This window comes from Sphingobium sp. AP50 (assembly GCF_900109095.1).
Lineage (GTDB): Bacteria > Pseudomonadota > Alphaproteobacteria > Sphingomonadales > Sphingomonadaceae > Sphingobium.
In genome coordinates this window covers 171,849-186,204 of record NZ_FNYZ01000007.1, presented here as the reverse complement: position 1 = coordinate 186,204, position 14,356 = coordinate 171,849, and the positions used below count along the sequence as shown (strand labels likewise).

Genomic DNA, 14,356 nt, shown 5'->3' with positions numbered 1-14,356 from the left:
CGCTCTATGGTGAGACCAATCTTCTTGGCTCGCCAGCAGCGTCTAGCCATTGCGGTCATGATCGGGGCTTGTAGGCTGTTGCTTATATCGCTTTGGACATGGTCGACACGGTAAGCAAACCCTTGAGCCTACTGCTTGAGCGCACGCACGAAGCTCAACCGGCCGCGCATTGCGCCCATGGCGTGCGTGCGCGCGGCTGGGTGGACGTAGTGAGACTGCATGGCCGCGAAGGTGAGATGCTCTGCGGCAACGCAATGGCTTGCGCGCTGGTTAAGGGCGGGTCATAGACATATTTTAGCTACTGAAACCCGTCATATGGTCCAGATGAAAAACGATAACGAGGATAAGCTTGCAACCAACACCTATTCCGCGCCTGCGCTGGATAAGGGATTGGATATATTGGAGTTACTCTGTCGTACCGGATTGCGGTTGACGCAGAAGGACATCGCGCAGCGCCTGGACCGCAGCGTTGGCGAGATTTATCGTATGCTGGATTGCCTGGTGAAGCGCGATTATGTTGCGCTCGCAGACGATGCGTATCAACTGTCTACAAAGTTGTTTGAGCTGGCGCACCTTAATCCACCAATGCATCGGTTGCTGATTGAAGCCCGTCCGATCATGGAGACGCTGTCAAGCGAACTCGAGCAATCCTGCCATCTCACCGTATGGGGCATGGGGCGTCAGACTGTAATTGCGAAAGTAGATGTTCCGACAGGCATGGGGTTTAGCGTGCGTGTCGGGTCCGAACTTGACGTCATTGTGTCAGTCTCAGGGCGTGTCCTCTTAGCGTTCCAAACGGACGAAGTCCGCGCGACACGGGTGTCCGAAGCGTTGGACCGCAGGCCAGACCACGCCGATCCGGAGATCGACCGCAAGTTGGAGAAAATCCGCAAGCGTGGGTTCGAAACAAAACGCAGTGGCCAGGTGCGGGGGCTCTACGCAGTAAGCTATCCAATTCTCGACACTCAGGGACATGCTGTCGCGGCATTGACCGTTCCTTATGCAGAACGCATTGACCAGGAAGGGCGAAAGTCAATTCCCCAGGTTGAAGAAGCGTTAGGAGCTGCATCGGCACGCCTTACGTCGCTATTGGGCGGGCGCAAGGCAGGCAAAGGCGCGTAGGTTTCCACAGGCTTATCTGGCGAGGGCTGCCCTTGTCGCGACATTGGAAACGTCCGACATCCAAAGCATAGCATCGCGGGTGCATGGGGCCGCTGATTAACATGATCAAGTAGGCGTGACATAAGGCGGTCGCGGGATTGTGTCCGGAGGCGTCCCCGGATTGCCCGTTACGAGCGCGGTCTATCGTCTTTGATGCCCAGCTAATGGCCGCCCAGGCGATGGGAGGGATATGGTGATCTGGCTTCATCCGCGTCGCTCATGACGGGACCGTGGGTGCCAATTTGTTCGACGCCCTGGCTTCTATCGGCTCCACGCGCTCAGAAGTTGGAGCCTTGGGAGAACTCGGCAGGGTTCACATACCCGTTCGTTTTATAGAGCCTGAGCACTCCCAAGCGTCTTTCTATTTCGCTCCGTTCGGCTTGTTGGCCTGCAGAAATCCCTCCATCTCGATCCAGCTGACGAACTGGTCTATCATGCCCGTGGTGGTGGTCCCTGGCACACCCAGGTTGAAGCCGTGGCCTCCACGGGCATAGGCATGGAGTTCCACGGGTCGCTTCGCCTTATGCCATGCCTCGACGATCGGAAAGCCCATCGTCGGGAAAAGCGGATCGTCAAACGCGATGGCGGTAAACATTGGTGGCGCGTCGGTAGGCACTTGCACGCTTGCCTGGGGCCCGTAGATATAGCCGATGAAGTCAGGCCCTGTCCCTGGCTTTGTCGCCAGAACGGCGTTTAGGGTCGTCATGGCGCCGGCTGAGAAGCCTATCATCCCGACCCGCCGGGGGTCGATATGCCAGTCCGCCGATCGCTGGCGGACCAGTGCAAGCGCTGCAATCGCATCCTGTGTGGAAGGCGGATATTGGAGCGCGGGCTGTTTCGTAGGGTCGGGCAGGCCTTCACGCACATGATTATCCATGAAGCGTGTGGCCTCGGCATTATCGATGGGCGTGGGCATGATCCGATATTTGAGCACGAAGGCAGCGATGCCACGATCAGCCAAGGCGCGGGCCACGCGCCAGCCCTCTGGATCGATCGCAAGCAGCATGAAGGCGCCGCCGGGCGCTACGACCACGGCTGCACCGGTCGCCTTTGCCGGATCTGGCAGAACAGGGGTCAGCGTCGGCCGCGTGACGTTGCGTACGACGGCCCATTGGCCGTAATAGTTTGCCCAGTTTTCCGAATTGGCACGCCCTGGCGTTTCGGCGCCATATAGCGGGATGGCGTCGGGCTCGAGGGGAGGGCTGATTGCCTTGATTTGCGGATCTACGCCTTGTGGCTGTGCGCCAAGAGGAAAGCTAGCGACGAGGGCGACGCCCGCAAAAATAATTCTGCTCAAAGTCTTCATGTCACGCCTCGGCTTCATGGCCCGGGCCGCACAGGTGTCGGCACTGCTTGGGAGGGGAGGAATTGAAAATGGAATGAGCCTTCCGCGCAGGAAAGCTCATTCCAGTGTTTCAAAGCTTAGGGCCTCAAAATTTGAAGCGCCCGCCTATTGTGAAGTAACGTCCGATCACATCGTCGCCTACCACGGAGGGATATTGAAAGCCTGGCGTTCCTGAAAATCCGGCGATGACATAAGCGGGTGGCTGCTTGTCGAATAGGTTCTGCACTGACAGAAACAATTGCTTGTCCTTGTCTTTTCCAATGAAGGCTGTGAAGGTCAGGTCAGTGTAAGCAACCGATGGCACGCGGGGAATTGCATAATAGGTGCCCGGACTGGAATTCTCTTGTTCGTTGGTGCTTTGCCGCAGCGACGAACGCCAACGTTCCATGACGTCGATCGAAAAGTTCGAGTTCGTATAGTTGATAAATGCCGTCAGACGCAGTTTGGGAACACCACCCGACTGTTGGATCGCAGCCGCGCCAGCCAGGATTTGCGGATCCGTACCCGGCAGCAAGACGGAGGTGAATTCAGGTTGGTATCCCGCAAGGCCGCGAAGCGACATCTGGCCGTCAGACCCCAACTGGAAGCTATAGTTTAGCTCTGCATCGATGCCCCAGGTCTTAAGCGAGGCAGCGTTGAGTTTGGTCGACCGGACCAGCGTTGGCGCATTGGCGACCGAGCGATCGCTGAAGTCTAAGGGGCGTTCATAGAGGCTGCAAAAAGGCCCGGTACCGCCGGCTTCTTCACACAGATTCTGGACGGTGGCGAGCCTGCCATCCACCTCAGAAATGGCATTGGACATATTGATGCGATAATAGTCGATCGAGAGGCTCAGGCCCCGGAGTGATGAGGGCGCAAATACGACACCTGCGGTCAGGGTTCTGGCGACCTCGGGTGTCAGGCTGCTGTTGCCTGCGGTTTCAGTAGGAATGATCCCGTTAAAGCCGGTATGGGCGTCAGAATAGCCGCTTGTCGCCACTGTCGCAGGCTGGAATAAGTCATAAAGACTGGGCGCCCGGATATCGCGCGAATAGGTGCCCCGGAAGCGAAGCCCATCGATCGGAACCCACTCACCGCCAATTTTCCAGGTGGTGACGCCGCCGCTGGTCGAATAATCAGTGTAGCGAACCGCACCATTGAGACTTGCATTGCCAAGACCGGAATCTTTCAGCAATGGAAATTCCACCTCGAGCGCCGCTTCCTTTACGTTCTGGCTCACCAAAATGGGCGTGACCTGCGCGTTACTGAAATAGGGCGTGGCACCCGGCGTGCAATTGAATCGGATGCCGGTGCAGTCGGCCGTCAGCGTCGCGGGGGCATTGGTCGTAACGTCAAGGCTGGTCCAGCGATATTCACCGCTGATAGCGAACCGCACAGGCCCTGCCCAATTGTCGAACGCTGTTCCGCTTAAGCTGGCTTCGATATTGTCCAGCGTGAACTCAGGGCGGGTCCGCGACGTCCCGAACACATAATCGAAAGCCGCCTGCTGCGTGGAAAGAGGCGCGCCGAACGCATTAAGCGGCACGCAGCCCGCCTGCGATCCGGGGTTGGTGAGGGTCGCGCGGCACACGATATTGCCATTGGCAGTGCCGGTCCTGAACGAGCCTTCGTCAACGGCGTCCAGCGCGGCATAAAGATTGCCATTGATCGTGTTGTTGATGAACGAATTGACTGTGGAACTTACGCCATGCTGATAATAGACATTCCAATTCAGGCCGCCGATTTTGCCATCGAGGCCGCCAGCGGCGATCCACGTCTTGCTATCTGATTGAACGGCGATGCGATGGTCCGGATCGTCAAAGACGCGCCCGAAAATGAACAGCGGATCGCCAATCGCGGCCTGGGTAGCAGGGGCCAGGAACGCGTTGTCGGTGCCGACCGCCAAAGGCAAGACTAGGTTCGGATAGAAATAGTTGAAGTTTCTGGACTTGGCAAAGACACCTTGAACGAAGGCGTTGATCCCATCGGTCAGTTCATAATCCAGCCTTGCATAGGCTTGGTCGGTCTTGACGTCTGCGGTCCCCGACGATCCCTTTCCATAGAAGCCTTCGCCACCACTTTCCAGCGATCCACCCTGCGGCGTACCATGAACGAAGGGGCCGGTTACACCCGGTCCCGTGAACACTTGTCCAGCTAGCGGACTGGAGAAAATCGAGCCCCGGAAACTGATTTGTGCGTTGCGAGCGTCCGAGATCAACCGGAACGGGTCTCCCTGCGTCCCGCTGCCAGCGATCGCGTAGACGGTCCTGCCAGACTTACGCGCTTCCTTCACGAAACCGTCCTGCTGGAAATGCTCATAGCTGGCCATGAAGTGCCCGCGATCATTTGCAAAGTCGGTACCGAAAGCGGCAGCGGCGCGCCACGAATAGGCGTCACCGCGGCTAGAAATACCTGAGTTGCCTTCCACTTTGAGGCCTTCGAACTTTCGGTCGAGGACGAAATTGACGACACCTGAAACTGCGTCCGACCCGTAGACCGCCGAAGCGCCGCCGGTGACGACATCAACCCGCTGCATCAACATTTGCGGCAGGATGTTTGCATCGACTGCGCCTGTATAGCTGGTCGGCGCGACACGATGTCCGTCGAGCAGGATCAGGTTGCGCTGGATGCCAAAGCCGCGCAGGTTGAGATAATTGCCCGTCGCATTGTCGGTCGCATCGCCCTGGATAGCGCTGCCGCGAGAGAGGGCAAATGCCGGCAGTTTCTTAAGAGCGTCTGACACGCTTGATGGGCTGGTACGCAATAGCGTGTCCCGCGATACGACCGTAACCGGAGTGGGCAGTGCGTTTCCATTGGAGGTAATGCGCGTGCCGGTGACGACGATATCTGGGTTAGGCGCGGACGCGTCTGCTTCTGTCGTAGCCGTCTGCTGGGCTGTGGCAGGTTGGCACATCGCGGCAAAGCTGATGCCCGCGAGCAGATATAGTTTCGATTTAGACATGGATCCCCTCTTTTCAGGCGGTTGGCCGCCATTTTCATTGCTGGTTTATTTCATAATATGGAATGTATTGCATAGCAAGAAAATTTGTAGGCGGATATGGTCATTCATATGTGAATGACGCCTATCATGTTCATTTAAAGTGTGGATTCTTTGTGGGTGGATCGCGATGTCCCGGAAGCGCCGGGCTTTTTAACGATCGAAATATTTCATATTCCCACCCTTTGACCCAAACAGTTCGAAAGCCGCGATAGCTGGCTGAAGGATGGCGCAGGTGTGTCTGGAGCGGGCGCGTCGTCCGCGCAGCCGGCTTATTTCGATCATTTTACAAGGATGATTGAGAAGGGAGGCACGAGCTTGGGCGCTTCCAAGGAACCCGTGGCTACGAAGCGCCAACACTGGAATGGCAGCGCGACATCATCGAATTTCTTGTTGGATCATAACGAGCCTCGTCCAGCACCGATGTCGCACTTACCTGTCAGCGAAGTTCGCGAAGATCGTTCGACGCGGATCTGACTCAATAGCCAGCTGCCAAGAGAAAGGGCTTCTTGCGATCAGCGATTCGAACTTGGATTTGCGCAGTTTTACGCTTCCCCCACTGACTGTCCCTCATGCTGAGCGGGTCGACCTGAAAGGGGGAAGCACGGTCCGTGAATTCTTCGCCGTTGTTGCGATCGGCCGGGAAGCGTGCCACGCGGGTCAGCGGTTGCCGCAGCGGCAACGACCAAGATGGTAAGCACGTTGGTTGACGACACCGACTGGTTTGCGCCAGATCGTTGGATATAGGACAGGTTGCCCGAGAAGGAATGATGCATGTCAACACAAACGCCCAAGAAGCGCGCGGGAATTCAGTCCGTCGAGATCGGGATGCGCGTGCTTGAGGCGCTGGCAGGGCTGGGCGGCGCGCGGCCGCTGGCCGCCATCGTGCGCGGATGTGGCCTTTCACCATCTCAGACACACCGTTATCTCGCCAGCTTGTCAGAGGCGGGGATGGTGCAGCAGGACATCCACGGCAACTATGATCTTGGCCCCGCCGCGCTCAAACTTGGGCTCAGCGCGCTCGCACGGATCGATGCTTTCCGCATAGCCGACGAAAAGCTGGCTGATTTTCGAAATCAAACCCAGAGCACGGTTCTGCTCGCAGCGCTCGGTCCGGAAGGTCCAACGATCGTGCGCTGGCACATGGGCCATCCACCGGTCGTAACCTCGCTCGCGCTTGGCTCCTTATTGTCCTTGGTAAACTCGGCGACGGGACAGGTCTTTCTTGCCTTTCGGCCCGAGCCTGAAACCGCAGGCTTCGTGCAGGCCGAAATTGCGCGCAACGCCACAATCGATGAAACCCATGTAGAAAAGATAAAGGCTGGCGTGCGCGAGCGCGGTATGGCGCATGTCGATGGCACCCTTATTCCTGGTCTTGATGCCAAGGCGTTCCCCATTTTCGACCTGCAAGGTAACGCGGTGTTAGCTGCGACCCTTTTGTCATTGCCTAACCCTCGGGAAGGCGGGAACAGCAAGTCAGCCTTGCAACTACAGGCGGCGTGTAAGGAAATCAGCCAGGCGCTTGGAGCGCCACATATGCTTCAATAGATTATCGGATTATGTAGTGGTTCGGGCACCTGCTGGAGCTTGCCCGAGACAAGGTAGGCGAGCGATCAGCCAGTTTGTCCGGGCTGCGGACGCGGATCAACGAGCTTAAAGCCGGCCATCAGTGATGGCCGGCCTTTTTGAGAGAGGGGTCAGACAGGGTAGGGCTGGCCCGCCGGTTCGATCGTGATCCATTTTAATTCGGTAAATTCGTCAACTACGGCACGACCGTCGAACCGGCCATAGCCGCTATTCTTCATGCCGCCATAAGGGGCTTGCGGCTCATTCTGAACAGTCGCGCCGTTGACATGAACATGCCCGGCATCAATGCGGCGCGCGACGGTGAGGGCGCGGTGTGCATCCCGCCCGAACACTGCGGCCGCTAGGCCATATTCGGTATCATTGGCGACCCTGATCGCTTCGTCTATGCCTTTAACGCGCACGATCGTAGTTACTGGACCAAATGTCTCCTCGTCATAGATGGTCATGCCTGGTTTGACATGATCCAAGATCGTGGCAGGCATAACTACGCCATCGGCATGGCCACCCACAACGACCTGAGCGCCCTTGCCCAGTGCGTCGTCGATCATGGCGTTGATACGCCTACCCGACGCGGCATCGATCATCGGGCCTATGACACATGCTGGATTGACCATCGGGTCGCCAGATATCAGTTGGGCAGCGCGCTTTGCAAAGGCATCGACGAACTGGTCGGCCACAGCTTCATCGACCACGAAGCGCTCGGTCGACATGCAAATTTGCCCCTGGTAGAGAAATGTACCGAAAATCGCGGCGTTCACGGCGCCGTCGATATCTGCGTCGTCCAGCACCACAAATGGCGCTTTCCCACCAAGTTCGAGCAGGCAGGGTTTTAGATTGCGGCCCGATTTTTCCGCAATGATCCGCCCGATACGGGTCGATCCGGTGAAATTGATGCGGCGGACAGCGGGATGGGCGATCAGGCAGTCGATGATATCTGCGGCATCATTGGGCGCGTTGACCACGAAGTTCAGCACACCTTCGGGCAGACCGGCCTCGATAAAGGCATCGGCTATCAGGGCATGGGTCTTTGGACTCATTTCCGAAGCGCGAAATATCACTGTGTTGCCGCAGGCGATCGGATAAGCGATTGCGCGTGCCGCCAGTATGACAGGCCCATTCCAAGGGACGATACTCAAGATGACGCCAACCGGCTGACGAAGCGTCATGGACAAGGTGTCGGGCTTGTCGGTCGGGATAGTTTCACCCTGGATTTGGGTCGTGAGCGATGCGGCTTCGCGAATGAGATTGGCTGCCGCCACGACATTGAAGCCGCCCCACAGGCCCGAAGCGCCCACCTCGGCAGCCATTGCCTGGGAAATGTCCCCGATCTTGGCTTCCAGCTTATCGGCCGCTACGAGCAAAACTCGTCGGCGCTCGGTCGGTCCGGTCTTTGACCATGTCTTGAAAGCCGTGCCTGCGGAGTCGGCTGCACGTCTCGCATCCTCGACTCCGGCCGCAGCGGACGTTGTAACCACAGCGCCGCTTACTGGGTTACGCCGCTCGAACGTCTTGCCGCTGTCGGCAGATACCTGCCGATTGTCGATCAGCAAATGCACTTCCATCTTCGTCTCCCAAGCCATTTATCATCTACTTACTACGCCAGATTTCCCCTCACAACGACCCGTGGAGCGCTCGCCTGGCACATGAACATTGTATGATATAAAACGGATTGCCCCAAATAAAATTTTATGTCAGGTTCATATCCTACGAGTTGATCCCTCCTGCACGCTTTTCCCGGCGCGACAGTTTGGGCGGCTTCAGAACAAATCTTAGGAGATATGGTCTTGGGAATTCAGGATAGCCGCGGCATGAAGGCTGCAATCGTGCGGGAGAAGGGCGGCGAAATGCGCCTGGAGAATGTCACGATCGGGCAGCCCGCCGATGACGAGGTTCTCGTTCGCATCGTGGCTTGTGGTGTTTGCCACACTGACATGGTGGTGCGCGACCAACTTCTTCCCATGCCGCTTCCTGCGATTCTCGGCCATGAAGGCGCCGGCGTGGTCGAGGCAGTGGGCCGCAATGTGACCAACGTCGCACCCGGCGATCATGTCGTGATGAGCTATATGTATTGCGGTGATTGTTATCTTTGCGATGCTGGACATCCAGCCCACTGCGCAAATATCCTGCCGACCAATTTCGGCGGGAGCCGACTGGATGGAACCACCGGTACCACTGATGCGGATGGTCACGCGATCCACGATCATTTCTTTGGTCAGTCGTCATTCGCCGAATATGCGTTGGCCAGCTCGAACAATGTCGTAAAAGTTGATAAGGATCTGCCACTTGAAATCTTGGCGCCACTGGGTTGCGGATTGCAGACCGGCTCTGGTGCGGTTCTCAATGCGCTCAAGGTGCGCCCGGGATCTTCCTTTGTGGTATTCGGCTCGGGAGCCGTCGGTCTTGCTGCAGTCATGGCAGCCAAGATCGCTGGGGCGACGCAGGTCATCGCTGTAGATGTCAATGGCGAGCGACTTGCCCTCGCGATCGAGCTTGGCGCCACCCATACGGTTAACGCGAAGGACTGTGACCCGGTCGCCCGCATCATGGAAATCACGGGTAAGGGCGCCGATTTTTCGCTCGAAGCAAGCGGTCTGCCTTCCGTGCTTCGCCAGGCAGTCGACTGTTTGGGCTTTTTTGGTACTTGCGGAATTGTCGGAGCCTCGCCGCTTGGATCAGAGGTAACACTCGACATCAATGGGGTTATGATCCCGGCTAAGAAGATAATGGGTATCGTCCAGGGCGATGTCATCGCCAGCAGCTTCATTCCCACACTTATCGAATTCTACAAGCAGGGACGCTTCCCGTTCGATCGTTTGATTAAACATTATGACTTCGCGGACATAAACCAGGCGATAGCTGACAGTGAAAGTGGCAGGACTATCAAACCTGTCCTGCGCATCGGCGCGGTTTGACCAACGACGGGACGGAACAGCCAATCATGACTAGGAACAGGCCCACAAGCCTGGATGCAACGATCGAGTCTCCCTGGCACGACGTTGGCTCCAGCCGCGTGCCATCGGCGGTCTACACGGACCGGGCGATTTACGAGCGTGAACTCGACCGCATATTCTATGGGCCACATTGGAGCTATGTGGGGCTGGAAATAGAGATTTCAGAGCCCGGATGCTTCAAGCGTACTGCTGTGGGCGAGCGATCGGTCATCATGATCCGCAATCGCAAGGGCGAGATCAATGTGCTGGAAAATCGCTGCGCACATCGTGCGATGCGCTTCTGCCAGGAGCGCACAGGTAAGGTGAAAACGCTGGTCTGTCCCTACCACCAGTGGAACTATAATCATGACGGTAAGCTTCTGGGCGTACCATTCCGCAACGGGGTGAAGGGCAATGGCGGCATGCCCGCCGACTTCGAGCTGGAGGACCATGGCCTTAATCGGCTGAAGGTTGCTGTGCGCAACGGCGTGGTATTTGCCTGCTTTGACCACGATGTAGAGAGCATCGAGGATTATCTCGGCCCGGACATATTGGCCGCCTTCGATCGGACCTTTGATGGACGCAAGCTTGTCCTGCATGGTTATTCCCGCCAGCGTATTCCAGGTAACTGGAAGCTTATGATGGAGAATATCAAGGATCCCTATCATCCCGGCTTGCTGCACACCTGGTTCGTCACATTCGGCCTTTGGCGTGCTGACAATGAGTCCCGGCTCGAGCTTGATCGGCATGGGCGACACGCGGCAATGATATCGCGGCGCAGTGAAAAAGTGGTCAGCAACGTCGAAGAAGGCGTCACCAGCTTTCGAAAGAATATGGAACTGAACGAACCACTTCTGCTGGACATCGTCCATGAATCTTGGTGGGGGCGCGACACTGTTTGCATGACGACCATGTTCCCCAACGTCATCTTTCAGCAGCAGGTGAATTCTCTATCCACGCGTCAGATATTGCCACTTGGCCCTGATAAGTTCGACTTCGTCTGGACGCATTTCGGCTTCGAAGACGATGACGCGGAAATGACCGAACGTCGCTTGCGCCAGGCCAATCTGTTCGGTCCGGCGGGTTTTGTGTCTGCCGATGACGGCGAAGTCATCGAATTCAGCCAAGAAGGTTTCGAGCAGGACAAGAATTTCTCGACGCTGTGTGAACTGGATGGAACAAGCGTCGGTCCGGCTGACCATATGGTCACCGAAACGCTCATTCGGGGCATGTATCGCTACTGGCGGGAAGTGATGGAACTATGACCGCCGACCCGCTAATCCAGTTGCGCATCATGCAATTTTATGCGGCTTACGCGTCCTGCGTCAATGACGGCCGCTATGGCGACTGGCCCGATTTTTTCACCGAAACGGCGTGGTATCGGGTCGTCGCGCGGGAAAATTACGATCGGGATTTGCCGCTTAGCACCCTGTCGCTCAAAGGGCGGCCGATGATGAAGGATCGCATCTACGGGATCGAAAGCACGATCTTCCACGCGCCCTATTATCAGCGGCATTTGATTGGACTGCCCATGATTTCGGCTGCCTCGGACGGCAGGTTCGACGTCGAGGTCAACTACACCGTCATCCGAACCAAGCGGGACGTCGCCGCTGAGATATACAGCGTGGGCCGCTATATCGACCGGATCGTAGAGATAGAGGACGTTCTAAAATTCGAACAGAAATTCTGTGTATTCGATAATGATATAATACCGAATTCTTTGATCTATCCGATCTAGGAATAAATAAAACAGGGGAGAATGTCATGAAGAAGGAGTTTTTGGTCGGGACTGCGGTTCCGGCCCTGATGGCTTGCGTGCTTTCTACATCAACGTCGGCCAGGGCGCAGGTAAGCCGGGCAAGCGATCCCGAAACGATGATCAGCGATATTGTGGTGACCGCCCAGAAGCGTGCGGAAAATGTGCAGAATGTTCCCATTGCCATTTCAGCTTTCGGAGGCGAAGCGCTAAGCGAGCGGGCTGTCGGCAATGTCAGCCAGCTTGCCTCCCTTTCTCCCAACGTCAACCTCGACTCTGGCGTATCTTTCTCTGCCTCGACAGCCGTTTTGGCGGCGTCGATCCGCGGTATCGGCGCTAGTGATTTTGCCTTCAACATCGACCCGGCCGTGGGTGTCTATGTCGATGGCGTGTACCTGGCCCGGTCCGTCGGCGCCAATCAAGATCTGCTCGACGTCGAACGGATCGAAATTCTCAAAGGTCCGCAAGGAACATTGTTCGGCCGCAATACCATCGGCGGCGCGGTTTCGATCGTGACCCGCGACCCTGCAAAGACATTTGGCGTGCGGGGCGATCTGACGGTGGGCCGCTTCGACCTGTTTCAGGCACGGGCATCGATCGATCTTCCGCTTGCCGAAAATCTCTACTCGTCGGTGACGGTCGATGTTAAGACGCGCAATGGCTATATGAAGCGTCTGGCCTTTCCCGGATCGCTCGGCGCCAATTCTCCGCCCTACACCGTCTATCCTGCATCAGCCTATGAATCGCCATCGCGCGAAGGCGATGAAGACAATCGGACAATCCGCAGCAAGATCAAATATGATGGCGGCTCGTTCCGGCTAACGCTGTCGGGCGACTATGCCTTTACCAAGGGGACCGCCCCGACCAAATTATTGCAGACGACCAACGGCGATCCAGGCGGGTTGTTTGCCAACCTCTACAATCTGTGCATCAGCACGCCGGTCGAGACGCTTACTGCCATCAATCTCATCAACATGTGTAACTCGTCGGGCTCGCAGTTGCCTTCGGTCCACCGCGGTGCGACGTTCCCGGTGAACCGCCTCTACACGCTGGCCGGCGTCAATGCAGATGGCAATCCCAACAATGATCTGCTGCCATGGGACAGCCGGTTCATCACCAACAGTCGCGACACCAGCTATGCGACCGGGAACAACTTCTCGCATCTTCGTAACTGGGGATTCACCGGCATCGCCGAAGTCGATCTGACCGACGACATCCTCCTCAAGTCCACCACTGCCTATCGCAAGAGCAAATGGAAGAGTGGCCTCGACGGTGATGGATCACCGATCAACATGTCGACCTATAGCTTCGAGCAGCGTCAGCAGCAGTTCAGTCAGGAGCTACAACTCATTGGCAGTTCGCTGGATGACAAGCTTCACTATGTCCTGGGCGGTTATTATTTCAGGGAAAGCGGCTATCTTGCCGACTATGTGATTTCCGGCGAAGGCATATATGTCATCGATGGACCCAATTGGCTCAAGACCAACGCCTATGCCGCCTTCGGCCAGATCGACTACAGATTTAGCGACCTGATCGGGTTCACTGTCGGGGGGCGCTACACGCACGAGAAAAAGAGCTTTGAAGGGGGGCAGCAGGAACTGAGCGGGCTGTTCTACAAACTGATCGGCGCGCCATGTTCGGACCTTGCGGGCAATGTCTACCCTGATGCGATGGTGGGCGGTGTATCCTGTCAGGTAGCGGGTAATTATCCCGACCCATCCAACCCTCTGCGGATTTACCCCGGCGGTATCAATCATCTGAGCTTCAACAATTTTTCGCCGAAGGTTGGCGTCCAGTTACATCCTGCAACGGACATGATGGTCTATGGGTCATGGTCCAAGGGATATAAGACAGGAGGATGGACCACCCGTTACTCGACTCCGCAGACTTTCGTCAGCAGCTTCAACCCGGAAAAGGCGACGACCTACGAAGTCGGGCTCAAATCCACTCTGCTCGCTCGTCGGCTGCAAATTAACATGGCCATGTTTCTGACCGATTATAAGGCGATCCAGCTCAACTATCAGGTGGGAGGATCGCCCACGATCGCAAATGTCGGCGACGGTCGGATCAAGGGTGCCGAACTTGAAGTGGTTGCCCAGCCCGCACGAGGTCTGACACTCAATCTGGCCGTCGGCTATACTGATGCTTATTATACACGGCTCGATCCAGCGGTGGCGGTCACCAGCGGTGCCAACGCATTGCAGGCCGGCGCCCTTGTTGGCAGCGTTCTGCCCAAGACGCCAAAGTGGAAAGTGAATTTCAGTCCCCGTTATGAAATGGCCTTAGGGAATGGTGGTAAAGTCACGCTACTCGGCGATTATACCTATATTTCTGCCCAGACAAACAATGTCGAGAGAACCTATGTGCTCAATCGGCCGGGTGTATCGGTGATCAACGCCAGCATCAGCTATAGCGATCCTGCCGAGCATTATACGGTCACGATCGGTGGGCTGAACCTTACAAATGAGCGCTATCTGTCGTCGGGAACTGCGATTCCTGCTTTCGGCGCGATCATCGGATCCTACAGCCGTCCGGTTGAGTGGTATGCCCGGCTAGGCTACAAATTCTGATCGATGCCCCGCGCGACGTCACCTGAACAT

General features: G+C 56.7%; 9 protein-coding genes. 6 read left to right on the top strand and 3 right to left on the bottom strand.

What is annotated here, in order from left to right; genetic code table 11:
- Positions 1-219: 219 nt before the first annotated feature.
- Positions 220-1,122 carry an IclR family transcriptional regulator gene (locus BMY84_RS13940; RefSeq protein WP_218146958.1) on the top strand — a complete coding sequence of 301 codons (903 nt, stop codon included), beginning with the start codon at positions 220-222 and terminating at the stop codon, positions 1,120-1,122.
- Positions 1,123-1,522: 400 nt separating this feature from the next.
- On the opposite strand, the gene BMY84_RS13935 is transcribed toward BMY84_RS13940, so the two are convergent.
- Together BMY84_RS13935 and BMY84_RS13930 are read right to left on the bottom strand one after the other, a co-directional pair.
- Positions 1,523-2,467: an alpha/beta hydrolase gene (locus tag BMY84_RS13935; RefSeq protein ID WP_143075047.1), complete on the bottom strand. Its 945-nt coding sequence runs from the start codon at positions 2,465-2,467 to the stop codon at positions 1,523-1,525.
- Between the two features lie 124 nt (positions 2,468-2,591).
- Positions 2,592-5,399, bottom strand: coding sequence for a TonB-dependent receptor domain-containing protein (locus tag BMY84_RS13930; protein ID WP_177204019.1), 2,808 nt, complete (start codon positions 5,397-5,399; stop codon positions 2,592-2,594).
- Positions 5,400-6,257: 858 nt separating this feature from the next.
- Here BMY84_RS13930 and BMY84_RS13925 point away from each other — a divergent pair.
- On the top strand, positions 6,258-7,031 hold the full coding sequence (locus BMY84_RS13925; protein WP_093084587.1) for an IclR family transcriptional regulator: 774 nt from the start codon (positions 6,258-6,260) through the stop codon (positions 7,029-7,031).
- A gap of 149 nt (positions 7,032-7,180) precedes the next feature.
- Here the strand turns inward: BMY84_RS13925 and BMY84_RS13920 are convergent, their stop codons facing one another.
- Positions 7,181-8,632 carry an aldehyde dehydrogenase gene (locus BMY84_RS13920; protein ID WP_093084678.1) on the bottom strand — a complete coding sequence of 484 codons (1,452 nt, stop codon included), beginning with the start codon at positions 8,630-8,632 and terminating at the stop codon, positions 7,181-7,183.
- 246 nt (positions 8,633-8,878) lie between these two features.
- Between BMY84_RS13920 and BMY84_RS13915 the strand changes: the two genes are divergently transcribed.
- From BMY84_RS13915 to BMY84_RS13900, 4 genes are read left to right on the top strand one after another with little or no spacing between them, the layout of a single operon-like run.
- Positions 8,879-9,982: an NAD(P)-dependent alcohol dehydrogenase gene (locus BMY84_RS13915; RefSeq protein ID WP_218146957.1), complete on the top strand. Its 1,104-nt coding sequence runs from the start codon at positions 8,879-8,881 to the stop codon at positions 9,980-9,982.
- Between the two features lie 26 nt (positions 9,983-10,008).
- Complete coding sequence (locus BMY84_RS13910; protein ID WP_093084676.1) at positions 10,009-11,265, top strand: aromatic ring-hydroxylating dioxygenase subunit alpha; 1,257 nt, start codon at positions 10,009-10,011, stop codon at positions 11,263-11,265.
- Positions 11,262-11,738 carry an aromatic-ring-hydroxylating dioxygenase subunit beta gene (locus BMY84_RS13905; RefSeq protein ID WP_093084584.1) on the top strand — a complete coding sequence of 159 codons (477 nt, stop codon included), beginning with the start codon at positions 11,262-11,264 and terminating at the stop codon, positions 11,736-11,738. The genes BMY84_RS13910 and BMY84_RS13905 overlap by 4 nt, the downstream gene beginning before the upstream one ends.
- 26 nt (positions 11,739-11,764) lie before the next feature.
- A complete protein-coding gene (locus BMY84_RS13900) occupies positions 11,765-14,326 on the top strand; it encodes a TonB-dependent receptor (protein WP_093084582.1) in 2,562 nt (853 codons plus the stop codon).
- Positions 14,327-14,356 lie beyond the last annotated feature (30 nt).

Coding starts and splice junctions, on each gene's coding strand:
- BMY84_RS13925 (WP_093084587.1), top strand. CDS start 6,258: ATGTCAACACAAACGCCCAAGAAGCGCGCGGGAATTCAGTCCGTCGAG.
- BMY84_RS13910 (WP_093084676.1), top strand. CDS start 10,009: ATGACTAGGAACAGGCCCACAAGCCTGGATGCAACGATCGAGTCTCCC.
- BMY84_RS13900 (WP_093084582.1), top strand. CDS start 11,765: ATGAAGAAGGAGTTTTTGGTCGGGACTGCGGTTCCGGCCCTGATGGCT.
- BMY84_RS13930 (WP_177204019.1), bottom strand. CDS start 5,399: ATGTGCCAACCTGCCACAGCCCAGCAGACGGCTACGACAGAAGCAGAC.
- BMY84_RS13935 (WP_143075047.1), bottom strand. CDS start 2,467: ATGAAGACTTTGAGCAGAATTATTTTTGCGGGCGTCGCCCTCGTCGCT.
- BMY84_RS13915 (WP_218146957.1), top strand. CDS start 8,879: ATGAAGGCTGCAATCGTGCGGGAGAAGGGCGGCGAAATGCGCCTGGAG.
- BMY84_RS13940 (WP_218146958.1), top strand. CDS start 220: ATGGCCGCGAAGGTGAGATGCTCTGCGGCAACGCAATGGCTTGCGCGC.
- BMY84_RS13920 (WP_093084678.1), bottom strand. CDS start 8,632: ATGGAAGTGCATTTGCTGATCGACAATCGGCAGGTATCTGCCGACAGC.
- BMY84_RS13905 (WP_093084584.1), top strand. CDS start 11,262: ATGACCGCCGACCCGCTAATCCAGTTGCGCATCATGCAATTTTATGCG.